At 35.4% G+C, this 19,194-nt stretch carries 18 protein-coding genes; 1 reads left to right on the top strand and 17 read right to left on the bottom strand.

Translation table 11 applies throughout. The annotated features are described in order from the left end of the window. Positions 1 to 189 precede the first annotated feature (189 nt). The gene (locus MST16_RS16400; RefSeq protein ID WP_180091973.1) at positions 190 to 1,617 is read left to right on the top strand and encodes a mannose-1-phosphate guanylyltransferase/mannose-6-phosphate isomerase; all 1,428 of its coding nucleotides are present in this window, start codon (positions 190 to 192) and stop codon (positions 1,615 to 1,617) included. Positions 1,618 to 1,657: 40 nt separating this feature from the next. Here the strand turns inward: MST16_RS16400 and MST16_RS16405 are convergent, their stop codons facing one another. From MST16_RS16405 to MST16_RS16485, 17 genes are all read right to left on the bottom strand, one after another. Continuing rightward, a complete protein-coding gene (locus MST16_RS16405) occupies positions 1,658 to 2,890 on the bottom strand; it encodes a glycosyltransferase WbuB (protein ID WP_180091975.1) in 1,233 nt (410 codons plus the stop codon). After that, positions 2,891 to 3,817, bottom strand: a complete 927-nt coding sequence (locus MST16_RS16410) for a glycosyltransferase family 2 protein (RefSeq protein ID WP_180091977.1) — start codon at positions 3,815 to 3,817, stop codon at positions 2,891 to 2,893. It abuts the gene before it with no gap. Beyond that, positions 3,810 to 4,247, bottom strand: coding sequence for a hypothetical protein (locus MST16_RS16415; RefSeq protein WP_257245663.1), 438 nt, complete (start codon positions 4,245 to 4,247; stop codon positions 3,810 to 3,812). The genes MST16_RS16410 and MST16_RS16415 overlap by 8 nt, the downstream gene beginning before the upstream one ends. 134 nt (positions 4,248 to 4,381) lie before the next feature. Next, on the bottom strand, positions 4,382 to 5,002 hold the full coding sequence (locus MST16_RS16420; protein WP_180091981.1) for a DapH/DapD/GlmU-related protein: 621 nt from the start codon (positions 5,000 to 5,002) through the stop codon (positions 4,382 to 4,384). Then, on the bottom strand, positions 4,992 to 6,125 hold the full coding sequence (locus MST16_RS16425) for a glycosyltransferase family 4 protein (protein WP_180091983.1): 1,134 nt from the start codon (positions 6,123 to 6,125) through the stop codon (positions 4,992 to 4,994). The genes MST16_RS16420 and MST16_RS16425 overlap by 11 nt, the downstream gene beginning before the upstream one ends. Then, complete coding sequence (locus MST16_RS16430) at positions 6,122 to 7,411, bottom strand: O-antigen ligase (protein ID WP_180091985.1); 1,290 nt, start codon at positions 7,409 to 7,411, stop codon at positions 6,122 to 6,124. Before MST16_RS16430 ends, MST16_RS16425 begins: the two co-directional genes overlap by 4 nt. Positions 7,412 to 7,434: 23 nt before the next feature. Next, entirely contained in the window at positions 7,435 to 8,418 is a 984-nt protein-coding gene (locus tag MST16_RS16435) for a hypothetical protein (protein ID WP_180091987.1), read from the bottom strand. Between the two features lies 1 nt (position 8,419). Further along, positions 8,420 to 9,214 (bottom strand): polysaccharide pyruvyl transferase family protein, encoded by a 795-nt coding sequence (locus MST16_RS16440; RefSeq protein ID WP_218951704.1) that lies wholly within the window; start codon positions 9,212 to 9,214, stop codon positions 8,420 to 8,422. 2 nt (positions 9,215 to 9,216) lie between these two features. Further along, complete coding sequence (locus MST16_RS16445; protein WP_180091989.1) at positions 9,217 to 10,749, bottom strand: lipopolysaccharide biosynthesis protein; 1,533 nt, start codon at positions 10,747 to 10,749, stop codon at positions 9,217 to 9,219. Between the two features lie 3 nt (positions 10,750 to 10,752). Next, the gene (locus MST16_RS16450) at positions 10,753 to 11,223 is read right to left on the bottom strand and encodes a GDP-mannose mannosyl hydrolase (protein WP_180091991.1); all 471 of its coding nucleotides are present in this window, start codon (positions 11,221 to 11,223) and stop codon (positions 10,753 to 10,755) included. A gap of 2 nt (positions 11,224 to 11,225) precedes the next feature. Next, complete coding sequence (locus MST16_RS16455; protein ID WP_180091993.1) at positions 11,226 to 12,200, bottom strand: GDP-L-fucose synthase; 975 nt, start codon at positions 12,198 to 12,200, stop codon at positions 11,226 to 11,228. Between the two features lie 3 nt (positions 12,201 to 12,203). Further along, positions 12,204 to 13,322 (bottom strand): GDP-mannose 4,6-dehydratase, encoded by a 1,119-nt coding sequence (gene gmd / locus MST16_RS16460; protein ID WP_106985601.1) that lies wholly within the window; start codon positions 13,320 to 13,322, stop codon positions 12,204 to 12,206. 37 nt (positions 13,323 to 13,359) lie between these two features. Continuing rightward, positions 13,360 to 14,529: a nucleotide sugar dehydrogenase gene (locus MST16_RS16465; RefSeq protein ID WP_180092002.1), complete on the bottom strand. Its 1,170-nt coding sequence runs from the start codon at positions 14,527 to 14,529 to the stop codon at positions 13,360 to 13,362. Positions 14,530 to 14,766: 237 nt separating this feature from the next. After that, the gene (locus tag MST16_RS16470) at positions 14,767 to 16,611 is read right to left on the bottom strand and encodes a nucleoside-diphosphate sugar epimerase/dehydratase (protein WP_180092004.1); all 1,845 of its coding nucleotides are present in this window, start codon (positions 16,609 to 16,611) and stop codon (positions 14,767 to 14,769) included. 60 nt (positions 16,612 to 16,671) lie between these two features. Beyond that, positions 16,672 to 17,841 carry a DegT/DnrJ/EryC1/StrS aminotransferase family protein gene (locus MST16_RS16475; RefSeq protein WP_180092006.1) on the bottom strand — a complete coding sequence of 390 codons (1,170 nt, stop codon included), beginning with the start codon at positions 17,839 to 17,841 and terminating at the stop codon, positions 16,672 to 16,674. Positions 17,842 to 17,876: 35 nt separating this feature from the next. Continuing rightward, on the bottom strand, positions 17,877 to 18,533 hold the full coding sequence (locus MST16_RS16480; protein WP_180092016.1) for a NeuD/PglB/VioB family sugar acetyltransferase: 657 nt from the start codon (positions 18,531 to 18,533) through the stop codon (positions 17,877 to 17,879). After that, on the bottom strand, positions 18,533 to 19,135 hold the full coding sequence (locus MST16_RS16485) for a sugar transferase (protein WP_180092018.1): 603 nt from the start codon (positions 19,133 to 19,135) through the stop codon (positions 18,533 to 18,535). The genes MST16_RS16480 and MST16_RS16485 overlap by 1 nt, the downstream gene beginning before the upstream one ends. Between the last annotated feature and the right edge of the window lie 59 nt (positions 19,136 to 19,194).

Genomic DNA, 19,194 nt, shown 5'->3' on the forward strand with positions numbered 1-19,194 from the left:
ATAAAATAATTAATTAATATTTTCTTCAGCATTATAAACACGCAATCATTTTTTGACAATTAAACTCTAAAATTACTTTCATCATTGTTTACTATATTATTGAATATCGAACGAAATACTGTATTTATTTTGATTTATATATATATTCATGTAGGATAAGCAATAATAAAATTATGAGAGACCCATAATATGATTCCTGTGATTCTATCTGGTGGTTCTGGCACGAGACTTTGGCCACTTTCAAGATCTAACTATCCTAAACAATTTTTACCCATTACTGAAGAAAAAACATTATTTCAGCTTACTTTAGAAAGAATTACAAAATTAAATCATGCGCTTGATAACTTTCAAAACCCTATTATTGTTACCAATGAAAATCATCGCTTTATTGTTGCCGAACAACTAAGGCAACAGAAAATCAACGCAAAAATTTTACTTGAACCTGTTGCTAGAAACACTGCACCTGCTATTGCTGCCGCCGCAGAACTTGCCCTCTCTTATGGAGATGATCCTGTTTTACTCATACTTGCTGCAGACCACGTTATACAGCAACAAGAAGCTTTTAATGATGCTGTTAAAGTGGGCTTAGAAGCAGCTGAATCTGGTCTACTGGTGACTTTTGGTATTGTTCCTACTTCACCAGAAGTCGGCTATGGTTATATTAAAGCATCAGACACAATTTCTACAGACCAAGCAATAAAAGCATGTAAAGTTGATCAATTTGTAGAAAAACCAGATGCTCAAACTGCCCAACAATATTTAGACCAAGGCTCGTATCTTTGGAATAGTGGCATGTTTATGTTTAAAGCTTCTGTGTATTTACAAGAGTTACAGAAATTTAATTCAGCGATTGCAAATCAAGCTAAAGAATCATTCAAACTCAGCAAAAATGATCTAGATTTTGTACGCTTAGATCAAGAAAGTTTTAAAAAATCACCTGATGACTCTATTGATTATGCCGTAATGGAAAAATCTGATCAGGTTGTTGTTGTGCCTCTTAAAGCCAACTGGAGTGATGTAGGTGCTTGGAAAAGTGTATGGGAAGTCAGCAACAAAGATCAAAATGGCAATGTTTGCCGTGGCGATATCATCGCTGTAAACACATCCAACTCTTTAATTCACGCTGACAGTCGCTTAGTTAGCGTCCTTGGATTAGATGATGTAGTTGTAATTGAAACACCTGATGCTGTTTTAGTTGCAAATAAAAATAAAGTCCAAGACATTAAAAAGATTGTAGAAAAATTAAAATCAAATGAACGTACCGAGGTGGATACTCACCGTAAAGTATATCGCCCTTGGGGTTGCTATGATTCCATTGATAATGGCCAACGCCACCAAGTGAAATGCATTACAGTGAATCCTGGCCAAAAGCTTTCTTTACAAATGCATCACCACCGTGCAGAGCATTGGATTGTAGTCAGTGGAACAGCTCGCATTCACAAAGGTAAAGAAACTTTCTTACTCACTGAGAATGAATCGGTATATATTCCGCTCGGAGAAACACATGCGCTTGAAAACCCCGGAAAAGTACCACTAGAACTGATTGAAGTTCAGTCAGGTTCATATTTGGGTGAAGATGATATTGTACGTTTTGAAGATTTATACGGACGTGTATAAAAAATATAAAAAAGAGCGGCTAATCAGCCGCTCTTTTTTATTAAGAAATTAAATTTAATAAATCCGTTTCGAATTTTTTTAATATCTTATCTTTTGATAGTGAATTTTCTGCATATTGACGGCCATTACAACCTAGTATTCTACGCTGCTCTGAATCTTGCGATAATTCAATAAGTGCATGAGCCAATGCCTGACCATTTTCGGGTTCTACAATCAAACCACACTGTGCATCATTTAAAATCACGCTACCTAATTCAGTATCAGAAGTAGCTGTTGCAATCACGCTCTTGCCACTTGCCAACATACCTGTAAGTTTTGACGGCATAACCAAATCTGCAGCATCTGCGCGTTGCGGTAATAAGTGAATATCGGCCAAACCAAGCAATTCACTCAAACGCTCTAAAGGCTGCAAGTCTATAAATATGACATTGCTTAAACCTGTACATGCCTGCTCTAGATCTGCACGCCCTGCACCATTACCACAGAACACAAACTGAATATTATCGTTTTTTTCATCTGAAATGATTTTCGCAGCTTCAGCTAAAATTTCCAGGCCTTGTTTACCCCCCATATTACCTGAATAAAGGGCAACAATTTTATCTTCACTAATCTGCAATTCTTTCCGATATGGGCTAACGCCTTTTAAAGGCTGAATAGCTGAGATATCTACCCAATTTGGGAAAGAAATAATATTTTGCTTATCTATACCTTTTGAACGTGCAAGTTTTAGCATCTGTCCAGATATGCTTGATACACGGTCAAAACAACGCATTAGCCAACGCTCACATGCTTCCACAAAACCTCTAAGCCATTTAGCTTTGATTAATCCCATATCAAAGGCTGCATTTACTTCATAGTCTTGCACGTGTAACCAAGATTTTGCACAATTCATTTTTGCAAAAGCGACTGTAGCTGGCGCGCACATTAAAGCCGGTTCTACAGTCCAAATGACATCCGGTTTCCAGGACCATTGCTTAAACAGAGTTGGAAGACTACTTAGTGCAAAAGAAGCGAGATGAACTAAACGTTTCACACCACTCGGCTGTGCAGGCACCCATAGCGGGGTCCGATATACTGTTACGCCCTGCCATTGCTCAGTGATATAGGCATTTTTGTAACCTACAGAGACTTTCCATGCAGGGTAATATGGTGGTGCTGTAATAACTCGTACTTCATGGCCTTGTTCTGCAAACCACTGGGCCATTTCCCCTGTATATTTACCAATGCCAGTAAGCTCAGGAGCAAAATTAATACCGTAAAACAATATTTTCATTTAGTCATCTGCCAGTTTATGCCCTGTTAGCCTTGAAATTTCTTTTAAAATTTCTTTTTTATCACTCATACCCTCAATCGCTTTTTCAAGTTCCATAATTTTCGCACCAACTAAAAAGCGATACCAATAACCTTGTAAAAAATGATAAACGAGCCCTGAACGCCCATCTAAAAAACCAAGTTGGAAGATATAACGATAAATAAAGTAAGAGAAAGCAGCTATGGTAAAAGGTATTTTATTATAAATTTTTTCCTTACCAATTCGTTTAATAGATGCTTGGAAAGAAGCACTTTCTGTATTTAACGATTCATCACGTGCAAATAGATTTAACTTCTGGTTAATAACGTCAATTGCTTCACGTGTTGCATATTTATTATGCTTATCTGTAAAGAATGTTAGATCATTTAGATTATGATCAGCAAAGCCTCCTTTAAAAGTAACCGTTTCACCACCAGAAATCACCATATGTTCATCCATCCAGCGATCTTCAATACGGCCATGCCCCGTACGCCAAATACGAAGTAAAACGAGCGGATACCGTCCACCATGTTTCACCCAGCGGTTCATAAAAATGTGTTTACGTTTTAAATTTACTCCAACTACATTCATAGGTAGATGGTGTAGTTTTGCTTGAATTTCTTCCTGTAAATCCAGCTCTATAATTTCATCCGCATCTAAACGCATCGTCCAATCTGCTGTGATAGGTGCATTATCGAGAGCCCACTGAAATTGTTTTGCATAATTTACAAATGAGTGGTGTAAAACAACTGCTCCATTTTCTTCTGCTATTTTTACCGTTTGATCTTTAGATCCAGAGTCAATGACAAAAATTTCTGATGCAATGGATTTAACAGATTCAATGGAACGTTGAATATGCATACTTTCATTATGCGTTAAAATCACAACTGCCAAATTTTTATTAGTCATTTTTAAACTCTCTCATTTTGACAAATTGGGCTGGGTTTCCAACATAAATCCCATTTGGTACCGTATTTTTAAATACTACACCACAAGCACCGACTACAGAATATTCGGCCATAGTCACGCCTGGGCCAATAAATGCATTAGCAGCAACCCATGCACCCTTTTCAATGATGATTGGTTTTGTGATCAACTGAAATTTTGGATCACGAATATCATGAGTACCCCCGCAAAGCGTTGCATACTGACTGACAATCGCCTTTTCTCCAATATGAATAATATTCATATTATAGCAATTGACATAAGGAGCTAAGCAAGCATGCTCATCCATAATTAAATTTGCTGGATACCAAATTTTTACTGAACTATAGACATGTGCTGTTGTATGTATTTTGGCACCAAAAAGCTTAAGTAAGAAAACACGCCAACGATGCAAAGGTGCAGGAGTCCAAGAGGCTAGTAAAGCCCATGTAAAATACCACAATATGCGAGTCAGCCTATGACTCAATGAAAAGGATGCTGCACCTTTAAATGGATCTTTTTTTTCAGATGCTTGTAAGGGTAGATTCATTAATTAACCACCTCAAATTCATCTCCGTATAAATATCTATCATATTCTTTCATATCTTCATTATTAAAACGCTGTTTAATAACTCTGGCTGGTGCCCCTACCGCTACTGAATATGGAGGGATAGATTTTGTTACGACAGAATTTGCTCCAATTACAGACCCTCGGCCAATTCGCACACCTTCCATAATGGTTACTCTAGCACCTATCCAACAATCAGATTCAATCACTGTTATTGGCCGATCATTTTTTGGAAATGCTATTCGCATAGGTAATTTAGAGTTGAATGCATCATGGTCCTGTCCTATTACCAGAACCTCGGAAGAGAGCATTGTAAGATCACCAATAACTAATGGACTATTAAACTCACAATAAGGGCCAAAAGAAGCATAACGCCCTAAAATAGTACTTGATGCTTTAGAATGCTTACCCAGTTGACAACCAATACCATATGAACTTAGCTTCATCTTACGAGATAAATACATATTTAAGAATAAACGGAGGCCAGCTTTCCATTTAGGCTCAACGTGTGACTTACATAATTCTATAATCTCATCTTTTACTGTTAACGGTTTTTCATTAATGCTTGATGTTAACCGTTTATTAAAATTATTAGTCCTCATTTAGAACCTCGTCAATCGCCTCATCTATTAATCGAGCTTGATCTTCTGGTGTAAATCGCCCAATTAAAGAATTACGGCATATATCTCGAATAGAGTTATAAGAACAAATTTGTGGTAAAAACTCAGATATTTTATTCGCCAAATCTGTAGGATCTCCGTACTTAAAGAACACGCCTGATTGACCTTCAATTACAGCTTCAACTTCTGGCATCTGTAAATCAAAATTTCCATGTGTAACAACAGGTGTCCCGTATGCTAGAGCATGCATACCTGTTAAGCCTAACTTACCAGGACTTACTACTATATCTGCTGACATAAGATGCTGAGCAATAAGTTCCTCATCGTATAATGCACCTTGGCAATTTAATTTTACGTTCTTATCTTTTGCTAATTCAATTAATCCATTTAAAGCAGGACCTTCCCCAATCATCCAAATTTCACAATCTAAATTTTTACTGTTTTTTAAATACGCTACTGCATCTATTAGCCATTCATAATGGCAAATATCTGTTACGCGTGATATTGTTAAGAGCATAATTTTATTGTTAGGCATTCCAATATTATTTCTTAAATCAAAGCGTTCAATATCTTTATATTTCTCAAAATATTCTGTTTGTTTAGTAAAATCTAAAGAGTTCCAAATTACTTGTATTTTACTAGGATTAAAACCTGTTGACGTAGCAATAACTTTAGCACGACTACCATAAGTAAGCACTTTGTCAGCTTTTTTAAAATAATAATTTCTGACTTTAGCTTTAATGAAATTTTCTTTTTTTAACCACCCATGAGCCCAATATAAAGTTTTTAGTCCGTTTCTATTTGCTTCTTTTTGAGCTTTCCAAGTTCCTTTCATGTTGATATTACCGATGATTATAGTAGCATCATAATCATTAGAAATAGCTTTCTCATATCCAGAAATATCCATTTTACCTTTATTATCAAAAGTAAATAAAATAGGGTTTATTGTGACAAAATCATCACCTTTAAACGCCTTAATACCCTCAAAATCATCAGTAGAACCATAAAAATCATATTGATGTTTTTTTGATTTGGATAACGCTCTCATTACTGGTGCACGATAATGAGGAAAATGATGATATAATATAGATATTTTTTTCTTCATTTGTCTTTAGACTCAACTTTTAAGTTTAAATTATATCTTAACGTACTAGCACAGGCTAATAGCAAAAAATAAATTCCTTGCATACAATCAATACGCCAACTCCAACCTAAAAATGCAAAGAGCAACATTGCTAAATATGCTAAAAGAAAACTAAAAGCAAAGTTTCCGATAGAAATAAAGTATTGAGAAACCATAATTCTATACAAGTCTATAATCACAAAAAAATTAATAATCATAAACGATACAAAACCAACCATACCCGTTTCAGATAATATTAACAAATAAATATTATGAACTGGATAATTTAAATAAGAAACAACATTAAATGAATCATAACGAGATAAAACCTCAGTAAATGTATTTAAACCAACACCAAAAAATGGATTATCAAAAAACATATCAAATGCCACATTATTAAGCTGATTTCGAGTATTAGAGCTACTTACGTCTGCATTATTAAACCGATACATAACTTGATCGCTAAAAGATTTAAACAGAAAAACAGCCGACATAAATCCTAAAAATAATCCATAAATTTTATTTTTTATTCTTTTTTGATCAAAAATATAAGCAACATAAAAAACAAACAAAATAACAGATAAGATAAAAATACCTGTACGAGCATAAGTTTGCACAACAATATAGATTGAAAAAATTGAAATTAATAGGAAAAATTTACTTTTAATCCCAGAAAAACTCCTAAATGCCATCAAAAAAATTGGGGAAATTACAACTATAAACTGCGATAAAATACCAGGATGGCCAAAAGTACCTGAAGCCCGGAACATTGTTTCGCCAATCATATTCAAATCGGTTACTTCATTATTTCTCCAACCTGAGATAGTAACCCCTAATGAGCTCTGAATTAATACAATTAAAAATTGAGAAATAACAATAAAAGCTAATGCGTATAGCACAGTATCAAGATTACGTAACACTCGAATAAATGAAGATAATAGCAAGAACCATACAAAGTACTTAATTAATCTTACTATCTCAAATATTGAATAATTTAAACTTTCTGAAAAAGGCAATATTAAAATATTTAAAGATATATATATAAACAATAATTTCAAATAACTGTTGTTTATAATAGAAAATTTTGAAGGTTGAATTGATAAAGTTAAAAACTTAAATAAACAAAGAAAAATAAAAGGAATATCAAATGCAACCAAAGCAAATTCCGCCCCACCATAATGAGGAGCAGACTCACCAAACTTAATTTTACCAGGAATACATAAAGAAATAATGATAAGAAAATGTAACAGTTTCTCTAATTTAAGCACTAACTTGATTCCACATTAAGATACTATTTTAAAATTTTTTCCCACTTTTCACCAATTATCCTATCATTAAATAGATTAAATGGACTAAGATTATTTTCTAAAACACAAATTGAAGAATCACCTACATCACTTATTTTTTGAAGCATGCTATCAGTGTTTTCGAAAATTTCAATATATTCATTACCAAGGTTTAGACTCGCCCATTTAAAAAATGAATTTTCTAGACAATAAACTTTACTACCTACAGAGATAGCATAAAAAAAACTTCCAGATACAATCATATCTTTATCATTATGACAAATAATCATACCATTACATTTTTTAATTAATTTTATAGCATCTTCATCGGCAATATAGTCTGTAATAAACTCTATATTATTTCGCCCAAAACTTAGATCTTTTAGCTCTTTTAAATACTCTAAATCCACACATTTTCCAGCTACAATTAAATTTATATTTTCAGGTAGTTTACATAAAATATTTTCAATTTTTTTATACCTTGAGATACTTCCAAAAATTATATAGGCGTTAGTTTCATTATTGTTCTTTACCGTATTAATTTCACCCCCAAAATACAATGGATGAGGTATGTACTGCCTATTTTCAGTCTCTTCAACCATAGAATGAACAACACTAATAGTGGAAATTTTCTCCAAAAAACAAACCATTCTAATTGCTAAATCTATATCATTCTCATTACAATTATGTGGATAATGATTATGCTTTACAAAAATAAATTTTTTAAAAAACAATCTAAAAAATAAAAACATAAATAAGGTAGATATAAATCCCCAATAACTTATCTTTCCACCTCTTGAAACTATATTATTTTCTAACCAATTTACCACAATAACATCATTATAATTTAGTGTTAAAAATTTTCTAAACAAATTTTTTCTATTTAATCTAACAACATTACCTTGTCTAGATAAAATTTCAACCATCCTATTAGTATAAGAATTAATCCCATTTGAATATGGAGTATAGTAAATGTTTAAATTTTTCATTTTAATTATTCCAAAAATCATAAGGAAATGAAGAAATTAAATCTTTTTGAATTTTTTCTAAATCAACAATTTGATCATAGGTTTCAGTTTTAAAACCACAAAACTCGCCAAACTCTCTTGGAATACATCTATTAGTACCCTCATAATAGTCCATATATTTAAATTCATCCTCACCATTATCCGAATTAATCCTAACAGCAGGTATCCCATATGCTTCTGCCAAAATAATCCCATGTAAAGAACTAGAATAAATTTTATCTGCACATAAAATTTTCTGAAGAAACTGATATGGGTGTTGTAATGGACTACAAATTTCATCTTCTAAAAACTTCTTTTTATATGTATCTATCTCACTCATATGTGGAATTACCAAAAATGGCTTCCGTGTTTCTATATTAGTAAATGCACTTTTTGGAAAAAAAATTGAGCTCAATAAAGCTGGATCCCCATAAATTTCAGGAACCTCGATACACCGCTCCATTAAAAAACTTCTTGTCCGTGGTCCTCTTACAGCTCTCACATCTAATTGTTTAAATTGATGTAAATCGGTATTAACCTTTCCATTAACACCCGTCCCCCAAACCAAATCATTTGTCTTAGCAAAATGCATAACAGAACCAATAGACATTAATTTTTTATTTTTGTATCGACTAGAGAAATCAACCTCATTGATATCATTAAATAGTACGACTTCTTTCACTATTTTTCGTGCTAACTCATCACCTACATTAGGCATTTTATCTTTACGAGACCAACCATAAACTTTCGAGTTAAAACTCTTTTTAGTAAAAAACACTTTCAATTCCTCGCTAAAAATTTGCTTACAATAGCATTAATATCCAACTTATCCTTTCTATCCAAACCAAAAAAATAAACCAAAATTAAATTAATCAATATCAAAAATGGTATTATTAAAATATAAGTTAGCGAATTAAATTTTTGATATAATAAAAATTCATAGATAATTTTATTAAAAAAAAGCGTAATCAATAACAACACTAACAACCTTAATACACACATCTTAATAAAATTAACAACATCAAAAAAAACATATTTTCTTAAAAAATACAATCTAGAGAAAAAACATATTAGTGCATTTATCATAAGAACATACATATATGAATTTACTGAAAAATTTAATTTAAATAGCAAAAATATTATTGGAATATTAGATAACAAAAGTGTACCTAAAACTATCTGATAAATCTTTATTTTTCCTACAGCTTGTACACCGATTGTTAAAAAAATAGATAATGATTCTATTACTAAAACCAGCATACCTAAGCTTACAAAGTCGACAGCATACTGAGGTGGGTTTTTCAACCAGAACAAAAGTATCTCGTTGCTAAAAATAATAATTGGAACAACAATTACAACCACACCTAAAGTAAAAAATCTAGTTCCATACAGTATTAAATTATTAAACCTAGAAATATCATTTATTGAATAGCTAATAAAAATTTGAGGCTTAATTGCATTAGTTACTGAATTTAATAAATTATTAATTGAATTAAATACATTATTATATATAGCATAAGCAGCATTTGCTACCAACCCAAAAAACATATTTAAAAGAACATTAATTCCTTGGTTTTTACTCATCCAAGAGAAATTCCCAATTAATGTCCACCCCATAAAACTACTAATTGAGTATAAATTTTCTTTGAGACTTTTTAATCTAAATTCGTTTAAAATAAATAGTTGCCTAAACTTAATAAAACAATAAAAGAAATACACAATAAATATAAAAAAAGTAATTACAGTAAAAAAAATCCCATAGTTTATTACAACAGACCCAGAAAGACTGCTTAAAATGTAAACAGAAAAAAGTTTCAGAAATACATCAATAACTCCTACATAGGCTATAATCTTCATTTTTTCATAAATATTAATCAAAGCAATAAGAGGTGTTTGCAAAAATATAATAAAGGTGTTAAAAATTGCTAAAATATATAGACGTTCTGCAACATAAAAACTATTGGCAACTTTTAATAGTTCATATATGATTATGTTTTTAAACACCAACATCATTAAAGCTATTAAAAATCCCATTCCAATATTAATTATACAGCTTGTTAAAAATACATCCCGTAAACCATTATTATCATTTTCACCAATTTTTACAGCTAAGTATCTTTGTACTGAAACAGTTAAAGCACCATTAATAAATGTAAATAAAACAGCAATACCAAATATTAAATTAAAAAGACCATAACTATCAGCACCTAAAACATTTAATAATTCACGAACTGTAAAGAGTGAAATTATTAAAACAACTATTGTTCTAGTTAACAAATAGAATGCATTTCTAAAAATTTTAGTATTACTCATATTTCAACTACTTTTATACGTAGTAAAGTACAACTTAGTCATAGCATGTACATTTTTTTCTAACTGTAGCTCAGCAACATTAAAATATTTAAATTCCAGATGTTGATCTTTTATTAATATTTCACACCCTAAATCAATAACATACTCATATCCTAAGACAATATAATGCGTTGTTATATCCCCCCCAAAAGCACAATCATCATAAAAATGCTCAAACACGCCTAAAAACTTGGTATCTGCACGAGTAATACCCGATTCAATACCAAGCTCTTCGCGCACCAAACGAATAAAAGCATCATCCAAAGTTTCATTTTTACGAACACGTCCTCCAGGTACAAACCAATAACCCTTTGCAGGGGCATTAACTCGTTTACCCAATAAAACCTCACCCTGCTCATTTCGAACAATTAAATCAATCGAAATCAGAGGTGTATGTTGAATGACACTTTTAAATGTTTCGTCTGGCAACCACATATTTAAGACCGTGCAGAATCAATATTATTTAAATACCACTGATAGGCATCACGTAGACCATCTTCTAAGCTAATACTTGCTTTCCAACCAAGATCAGCTAAACGACTTACATCCATCAACTTGCGTGGTGTGCCATCAGGTTTAGTCGCATCAAACTCAAGACGACCTTGGAAACCAGTAACTTTAGCAACAGTTTCAGCAAGTTCACGAATTGTACAGTCAATACCTGTTCCAACGTTAATATGACTCAACATTGGCTGCGTATTGGCTTTAAACGTTTCAGCATCTAACTCCATTACGTGAATGCTGGCTGCTGCCATGTCATCTACATACAAGAATTCACGCATTGGCTTACCACTACCCCAAATGGTTACCACTTCAGCATTGTCTTTTACCGCTTCATGGAAACGGCGAAGTAATGCAGGAATTACATGGCTATTTTCAGGGTGATAATTATCATGCGGACCATACAAATTCGTTGGCATTACGCTACGATAATCCCGTCCAAACTGACGGTTGTAACTTTCACACAGCTTAATACCCGCAATTTTTGCTACGGCATAAGGTTCATTGGTACTTTCTAAGACACCCGTCAAAAGTTCAGACTCAACCATAGGTTGCTGTGCCATTTTAGGGTAAATGCATGATGACCCTAAGAACATCAGCTTTTGTACATCATTTACATGAGCAGCATGTATTACATTTGCCTCTATCATCAAATTTTGATAAATGAAGTCCGCTGGATATTCATTATTGGCATGAATACCACCCACTTTTGCTGCAGCTAAATACACCTGATCAATTTGATGTGTTTTAAAAAAGTCATTTACTGCTACCTGACTACATAAATCAAGTTCGGCATGTGTTGCTACTATAATATTTGTGTAGCCTTTGGCTTGAAGCTGGCGCACAATTGCTGAGCCGACCATCCCACGATGGCCAGCCACAAAAATGCGTTGATTTAAATCAACTGACATTTTTTAGTGCTCCAAAGATACAGATACGTTATGGCCATGGGCTTTTAAAAGTGCAATTCGTTGTGCTTCTTTCAAATCTTCAGCCACCATTTCAGCACACATTTCTTGTACTGTAATTTCAGGTGTCCAACCAAGGACTTCTTTTGCTTTAGATGGGTCACCAAGTAATGTTTCAACTTCTGCAGGGCGGAAATAACGCGGATCTACAGCAATCAATACATCCCCAACATTCACTGCAGGCGCATTATCACCTTCTACCTTAACTACAATACCTTTTTCATCCACACCTGTACCCGTGAATTCCAAAGTAATGCCTAATTCAAGCGCTGACCATTCAATAAACTGGCGTACGCTATACTGAACACCTGTCGCAATAACAAAATCTTCAGGCTGATCTTGCTGTAACATCATCCATTGCATACGCACATAATCTTTAGCATGGCCCCAGTCACGCAGTGAATCTAAATTACCCATATATAAACACTGGTCTAAGCCTTGAGCAATATTGGCTAAACCACGGGTAATTTTACGTGTTACAAAGGTTTCACCACGTCGTGGTGACTCATGGTTAAATAAAATACCATTACATGCAAACATGCCATACGCTTCACGGTAGTTCACTGCAATCCAATAGGCATACATTTTAGCTACTGCATACGGTGAACGTGGATGGAACGGCGTTGTTTCTTTTTGTGGAATTTCTTGGACTAAACCATACAATTCAGAAGTAGAAGCTTGATAAAATTTAGTTTTCTTTTCTAAGCCTAAAAAGCGGATTGCTTCCAATAAACGCAATGTACCAATCGCATCTACATCTGCAGTGTATTCTGGTGATTCAAATGACACCGCCACATGTGACTGTGCACCTAAGTTATAAACTTCATCAGGTTGAACTTCCGCCAAAATACGCGTCAAGTTTGATGTATCTGTTAAATCACCATAATGTAAGTGTAAACGGGCATGAGACTCATGTGGGTCTTGATAAATATGATCAATACGCTGTGTATTAAATAATGAAGACCGACGCTTAATACCGTGTACTTCGTAACCTTTTTCTAATAAAAATTCTGCAAGGTAAGAACCATCCTGACCTGTAATCCCCGTAATCAGTGCTTTTTTCATCGTTAAATTCCAATCAAGTTATTAAATATAAATGGTATTAATTATCGCCAAATAAATCACGTGTATACACTTTATCTAACACATCATCCAAATCTGCCACTATTCTATTTGCAATAATAATATCAGCAGTGGCTTTAAACTCCTGAATATCGGTTAATACTTTTGAATTATAAAATGCGCCCTCATGCAAAGCTGGCTCATAAATCACCAACTCAATGCCTCTTGCTTTAAGGCGTTTCATAATACCTTGTATTGCAGACTGCCTAAAATTATCACTGCCCGCTTTCATCACCAAACGATAAATTCCAACAACCTTAGGTGATTTTTTCAATATTTCTTCTGCAATAAAATCTTTACGTGTGGTATTCGATTGAATAATGGCAGAAATTAAGCTCTGAGGTACATCTTGATAATTTGCTAAAAGCTGTTTGGTATCTTTAGGTAAGCAATAACCACCATAGCCAAATGATGGATTATTATAATGCGAACCAATGCGTGGATCTAAACCAACAGCCTGAATAATATCTTTCGAATTTAAACCACGAAGTGCACAATAACTATCTAGCTCATTAAAATAAGCTACACGCATTGCCAAATATGTATTTGAAAACAATTTAACTGCTTCTGCTTCCGTTGCGTCCATCAACAAAACATCAACATCATCTTTTAAGCAAGAATTTTTAAATAAAAGCCCGATGGTCTCACCAACATCACTTTTTTCACCAACGACAATCCGCGATGGGTACAAGTTATCAAAGAGTGCTTTGCCTTCACGCAAAAATTCTGGGGCAAATAAAATATGCAAATCTGAATATTGATTTTGCATTTTTGCTGTAAAACCAACTGGTATTGTAGATTTAATAATAATGATCGATTTACTTTGAATTTCACTTAAATGAGCTAATACTTGCTCGATTGAGCTTGTATCAAAATAATTTGTGCTCTCATCATAGTTTGTTGGTGTTGCAACAATAATAAAATCAGCCATAGCATAAGCTTCATGCTGATCCATCGTCACTTTAAAGTGAATATTTTTTTTAGTGAGATACTGTTCAATTAACTCATCTTGGATGGGTGATTTTAATTGTTGTAACAAATTTACACGATGTTTATCTATATCTAATGCAGTAACTTCATGTTTCTCTGCGAAAAGCATCGCATTTGAAAGCCCCACATAACCCGTACCAACTACTGTTATTTTAGACATTCGTCCTCACCGCTCTTCTTGGTTAAATATATGCACATGTCCCATTATTCCATTGGCATTCATTTACATTATGTTTCAAAGTAAATAGTAGGCATAATAATTGCCATAACTTATAAAATAATCATTCAAAAAATTTTAACGCGAGGAATTATACATATTTTTTACAAAATCTGCGAAAAATACGCTTCATTTTATTTAAATATAATTCTCTCATTATAATATAATCAGATTGTATTTTTACCTAAAAAATCCATCCACATGATTTTCAAGGATTTTATATAAACTCAACCTATCTTCATCTTTATGTATCTTTTCAAAATTTACATAAACTTCCTTCATTTCTTTAATGCTATAAAATTGCTCAAAAGATTTTAAAATCCGCTCATGCTTTGTTTTTTCAACATTTTCTGCATCAATTAATAATTCTTCATACAGTTTTTCACCTGGTCTTAGCCCTGTAAATTCAATCTTAATATCCCCAAGCCCTTTTTCATCTACAGGCTTAAAACCACTCAAGCGAATCATTTGTTTGGCTAAGTCTACAATTTTAACAGGCTCGCCCATATCTAATAAAAATACATCACCGCCAGTACCCATTGCCCCTGCTTGAATCACCAGCTGTGCTGCCTCTGGAATGGTCATAAAGTAACGCGTTACTTCAGGATGCGTCACCGTCACAGGTCCGCCTTGTGCAATTTGCTTTTTAAACAATGGCACCACAGAACCTGATGAACCCAGCACATTACCAAAACGTACAATACTGATTTGAGTCTTTGGGTTGGTCGATGCTAAACCCTGACAATACAGCTCTGCCATACGTTTAGAAGCGCCCATCACATTGGTTGGACGCACGGCTTTATCCGTTGAAATTAATACAAAGGTTTCAACATTTTGATTCACTGCAGCATCTACACTGCGCTGCGTACCAATTGAGGTATTGTAAATGCCTTCAAATGGGTTTGCTTCTACAAGTGGCACATGCTTATAAGCCGCAGCGTGATAAACCGTTTGCACATTGTATTCTTGAATAATACGTTCTAATTTTTGCTGATTGGTGACAGAACCCAGCACTGGAATAATTTGTATATCAGAAGCCTGCAATTCACGGTCAATCGAGTACAAAGCAAATTCAGACATTTCAAACAGCACCAACATTTTCGGCTGATGCTTCACGATCTGACGGCAAAGTTCAGAGCCGATCGACCCTCCAGCCCCTGTCACCATGACCACTTTATTTTTAATATTTTTTTCTAACAGTTCAGGTTTCGGCGGTACAGGATCACGGCCTAATAGGTCAATAATATCCACTTCACGAATATCTGAAACTTGGACTTGACCATCGACCAATTGCGTGACCCCTGGGAGTTCCATAATTTTGGCATCTGCCGAATCAAAAGACTCAATAATCTCTTTTTTCCGTGCACGTCCGACCGAAGGCATGGCAAGTAAGACTTCTTCAATACCAAATTTACCCAATTTAGTTTGTGCTTTTTTGGGTGAATAAATCTTTAAACCGCTTAATGACTGTCCTTTTAAAGAGCGTTTATCATCGATAAAACACACTGGTAAATAGTCATCTGAACGGTTTAAAGCAGCGGCAATTTGCTGACCTGCTAAGCCTGCACCATAAATTGCCACGCGCTTACGGCTTTGCTTTTTGGCAAAGGTTTTTAATGTTGCATAACGAATGACTGCACGGCTCCACCACATGTATGAAAAAAGCATAAAGCCATACATCAGTGGAATACTCATAGGTATAAAAGCAACATTCAGTTTTTTAATCGTATACAAGGCCACGATTTGAATAAATGTCCCGATTAATATCCGCAGCAAGTAGTCTTCATTAAAAGAACGGACAATTGCGCGGTAAATCCCGAGCAAAGCAAAAATAGCAATGCCAAAAATACCGACATAGATATACCAAGCGTCTAAGCCTTGCATGACCTGTACATTCGGACGCGCCAAACGAATGGCATACGCCAGCCACATCATCAACGGTAAAACACAGATATCCATCAGCACCAAAACAATTTGCTTTTGGCGACGCGGTAATGATGCTATAGATCGGATAATGTCTTTCACAACGTGCTCGAATCAGGTCAAGGGAATATTCGCGCGTATTATTATACGCGCTTTTCAGGTTTAGATTTTTGCGATGACTTGCGTAATGACATCCACGGTTTTTTGCAGGCTGGCATCCGACAATGTTGGATGTACCAAGAACATCAAACTGCTTTCACCGAGTTGTTTTGCTTGTGGCAATGATTGTTTTGGACGCCATGCTGTGCCATCAAAGGCTTTTTCTAAATATACTTCTGAACATGATCCACTAAAGCATGGAACAGCTTGAGATGAAATTTCCGCCATGATGCGGTCACGTGACCAGCCTTCTGGCAAAGCATCAACATTGACTTGCACATAGCATTTATAAGCGGCATGTACATAATCATTTGACGGTTTCGCTACGGTAAAATAAGGGCTACTTTCAAATACGGCTTGGATACGCGCCATATTGGTATTACGTTTTGCCGTCCATTCAGACATTTGTTTGAGTTGCAGACGACCAATCACCGCTTGCATTTCCATCATGCGCCAGTTGGTGCCAAATGAATCATGCAACCAACGGAAGCCCGGTGGATGTTGCTTGTTATAGACGCTATCAAAGTTTTTGCCGTGATCTTTATACGACCACATTGTTTTCCAAAGACCTTCATCATTGGTGGTGACCATCCCGCCTTCACCGCCTGTAGTCATAATCTTGTCTTGGCAGAATGACCATGCCCCAATATGACCAATTGAACCTGCCGATTTACCTTTGTACATCGCGCCATGTGCTTGGGCACAGTCTTCAATTACAAAAATGCCTTTTTCCTCAGCCAATTGCATGATCGGATCCATATCACACATCCACCCTGCTAAATGCACACAAATAATGGCTTTGGTATTTGGTGTAATCACTGCTTCAATGCTACGGCGTGAGATATTTTGTGAATCCAGTTCCACATCGGCAAAAATCGGATTGGCACCTGCGGTGACAATTGAACTTGCTGACGCCAAGAAAGTCCGTGAGGTGACAATCACGTCATCCCCTGCACCAATCCCTAAAGCTTTGAGGGCTAAATCGAGTGCGACTGTACCATTGGCAACGGCAACTGCATGCTGAGTTCCTGCAAACTGTGCAAATTCCTTTTCGAATTCACGGCATTCCTGACCTGTCCAATAATTCACTTTATTGGATAATAGGACTTTTGACACCGCATCGGCTTCTGCTTGGGTAAAGCTTGGCCAAGGCTCAAATGCACTGTTTAACATGGAATTTTCCCAGTCTAAAAATCGAGTTTAAAAATCTATTTTGAAGTCAGAATTCGGGCAGGATTACCGACCACAGTGACGCCTGCGGGTACACTTTTGGTCACGACAGCACCCATACCCACAATTGCACCTGCACCAATCACTAAAGGCTGATCAGGTGTGCCCTGCTTAATCATCGCACCCGCGCCAATATAGGCATGCGCGTGTATATGAATATTGCCGTTGCATTTTACGCCTGGCGCGAAAGTAACGAAATCCCCAATCACACAATCATGCTCGACATAACTGTATAAATTGGCATGAAAACACTTCCCGATTTTGACATTTGAGCCAATGCTGACAAAAGGACTTAAAGCAGAACCTTCAGCGAGTTCAATTTGATCCATTAAAACTACATTATCCGCAATGATCGACCAAAGCTGAATGCCATCCGCTTCTAAACGCTGAGCGATTTTTTCACGCACACGACTATTGGCAATCGCAATTTGCACGTATTTTGTCGATGCAAATTCATTTAAAAAAGCTTGGTAATTCATGGCGCGATGACCATTGACCGAAGCAATGTCTGTTAAAGCATCATCGATAAAGATAATTTCAGACGCATCACCTTGACGTACCAATTGCTGACGCGCGACAGGCATCAAGCTACGCCCACAACCTGAAGCCCCATAAATCGCATAGAGTGTTGTCATTATTTTTGTTCCGGTGTGCCGGTAAATTTTGTCATGGTGGCTTCGCCTTCGGCATTGATATCATCCTTGGCAATCACTTTTTTCACGGTTTTTAGCATGATTTTAAAATCGAGCCATAAAGACTGATTTTCCACATACCACGTATCGAGTTCAAACTTTTTTTCCCATGAAATGGCATTGCGACCATTCACTTGAGCATGACCTGTAATGCCCGGACGCACGTTATGACGCTTGGCTTGCTCACGATTATAGAGCGGTAAATATTCCATCAATAATGGTCGTGGTCCGACAATACTCATATCGCCTTTAATCACATTCCACAGTTCAGGCATTTCATCCAAACTGGTGGCACGAAGCATTTTTCCAAATGGCGTCAAACGCTCACTGTCAGGTAATGGATTACCCTGCGCATCGAGCGCATCTTTCATAGTGCGAAACTTCACCATTTCAAAGGGCTTGCCATGCAGACCCGGACGTAGCTGACGAAATAAAACAGGCGAACCTAAATTTTTTCGCACCTTATAAGCCACCAAAGCATAAACAGGAGACAGCAGCACCAGCGCAGATGATGCAATAACAATATCCAATAAGCGCTTTAACATGGTTCACTCTTAAGATTAGATGAAAATGGGGGAATGGTATCCATTTATAGCAATGATTA

The organism is Acinetobacter sp. YH16040_T, from assembly GCF_024605785.1.
In the GTDB taxonomy this organism is placed as follows: Bacteria; Pseudomonadota; Gammaproteobacteria; order Pseudomonadales; family Moraxellaceae; genus Acinetobacter; species Acinetobacter amyesii.

Coding starts and splice junctions, on each gene's coding strand:
- MST16_RS16400 (WP_180091973.1), top strand. CDS start 190: ATGATTCCTGTGATTCTATCTGGTGGTTCTGGCACGAGACTTTGGCCA.
- MST16_RS16405 (WP_180091975.1), bottom strand. CDS start 2,890: ATGAAAATATTGTTTTACGGTATTAATTTTGCTCCTGAGCTTACTGGC.
- MST16_RS16410 (WP_180091977.1), bottom strand. CDS start 3,817: ATGACTAATAAAAATTTGGCAGTTGTGATTTTAACGCATAATGAAAGT.
- MST16_RS16420 (WP_180091981.1), bottom strand. CDS start 5,002: ATGAGGACTAATAATTTTAATAAACGGTTAACATCAAGCATTAATGAA.
- MST16_RS16425 (WP_180091983.1), bottom strand. CDS start 6,125: ATGAAGAAAAAAATATCTATATTATATCATCATTTTCCTCATTATCGT.
- MST16_RS16435 (WP_180091987.1), bottom strand. CDS start 8,418: ATGAAAAATTTAAACATTTACTATACTCCATATTCAAATGGGATTAAT.
- MST16_RS16445 (WP_180091989.1), bottom strand. CDS start 10,749: ATGAGTAATACTAAAATTTTTAGAAATGCATTCTATTTGTTAACTAGA.
- MST16_RS16450 (WP_180091991.1), bottom strand. CDS start 11,223: ATGTGGTTGCCAGACGAAACATTTAAAAGTGTCATTCAACATACACCT.
- MST16_RS16455 (WP_180091993.1), bottom strand. CDS start 12,200: ATGTCAGTTGATTTAAATCAACGCATTTTTGTGGCTGGCCATCGTGGG.
- gmd (WP_106985601.1), bottom strand. CDS start 13,322: ATGAAAAAAGCACTGATTACGGGGATTACAGGTCAGGATGGTTCTTAC.
- MST16_RS16465 (WP_180092002.1), bottom strand. CDS start 14,529: ATGTCTAAAATAACAGTAGTTGGTACGGGTTATGTGGGGCTTTCAAAT.
- MST16_RS16475 (WP_180092006.1), bottom strand. CDS start 17,841: ATGTTAAACAGTGCATTTGAGCCTTGGCCAAGCTTTACCCAAGCAGAA.
- MST16_RS16480 (WP_180092016.1), bottom strand. CDS start 18,533: ATGACAACACTCTATGCGATTTATGGGGCTTCAGGTTGTGGGCGTAGC.
- MST16_RS16485 (WP_180092018.1), bottom strand. CDS start 19,135: ATGTTAAAGCGCTTATTGGATATTGTTATTGCATCATCTGCGCTGGTG.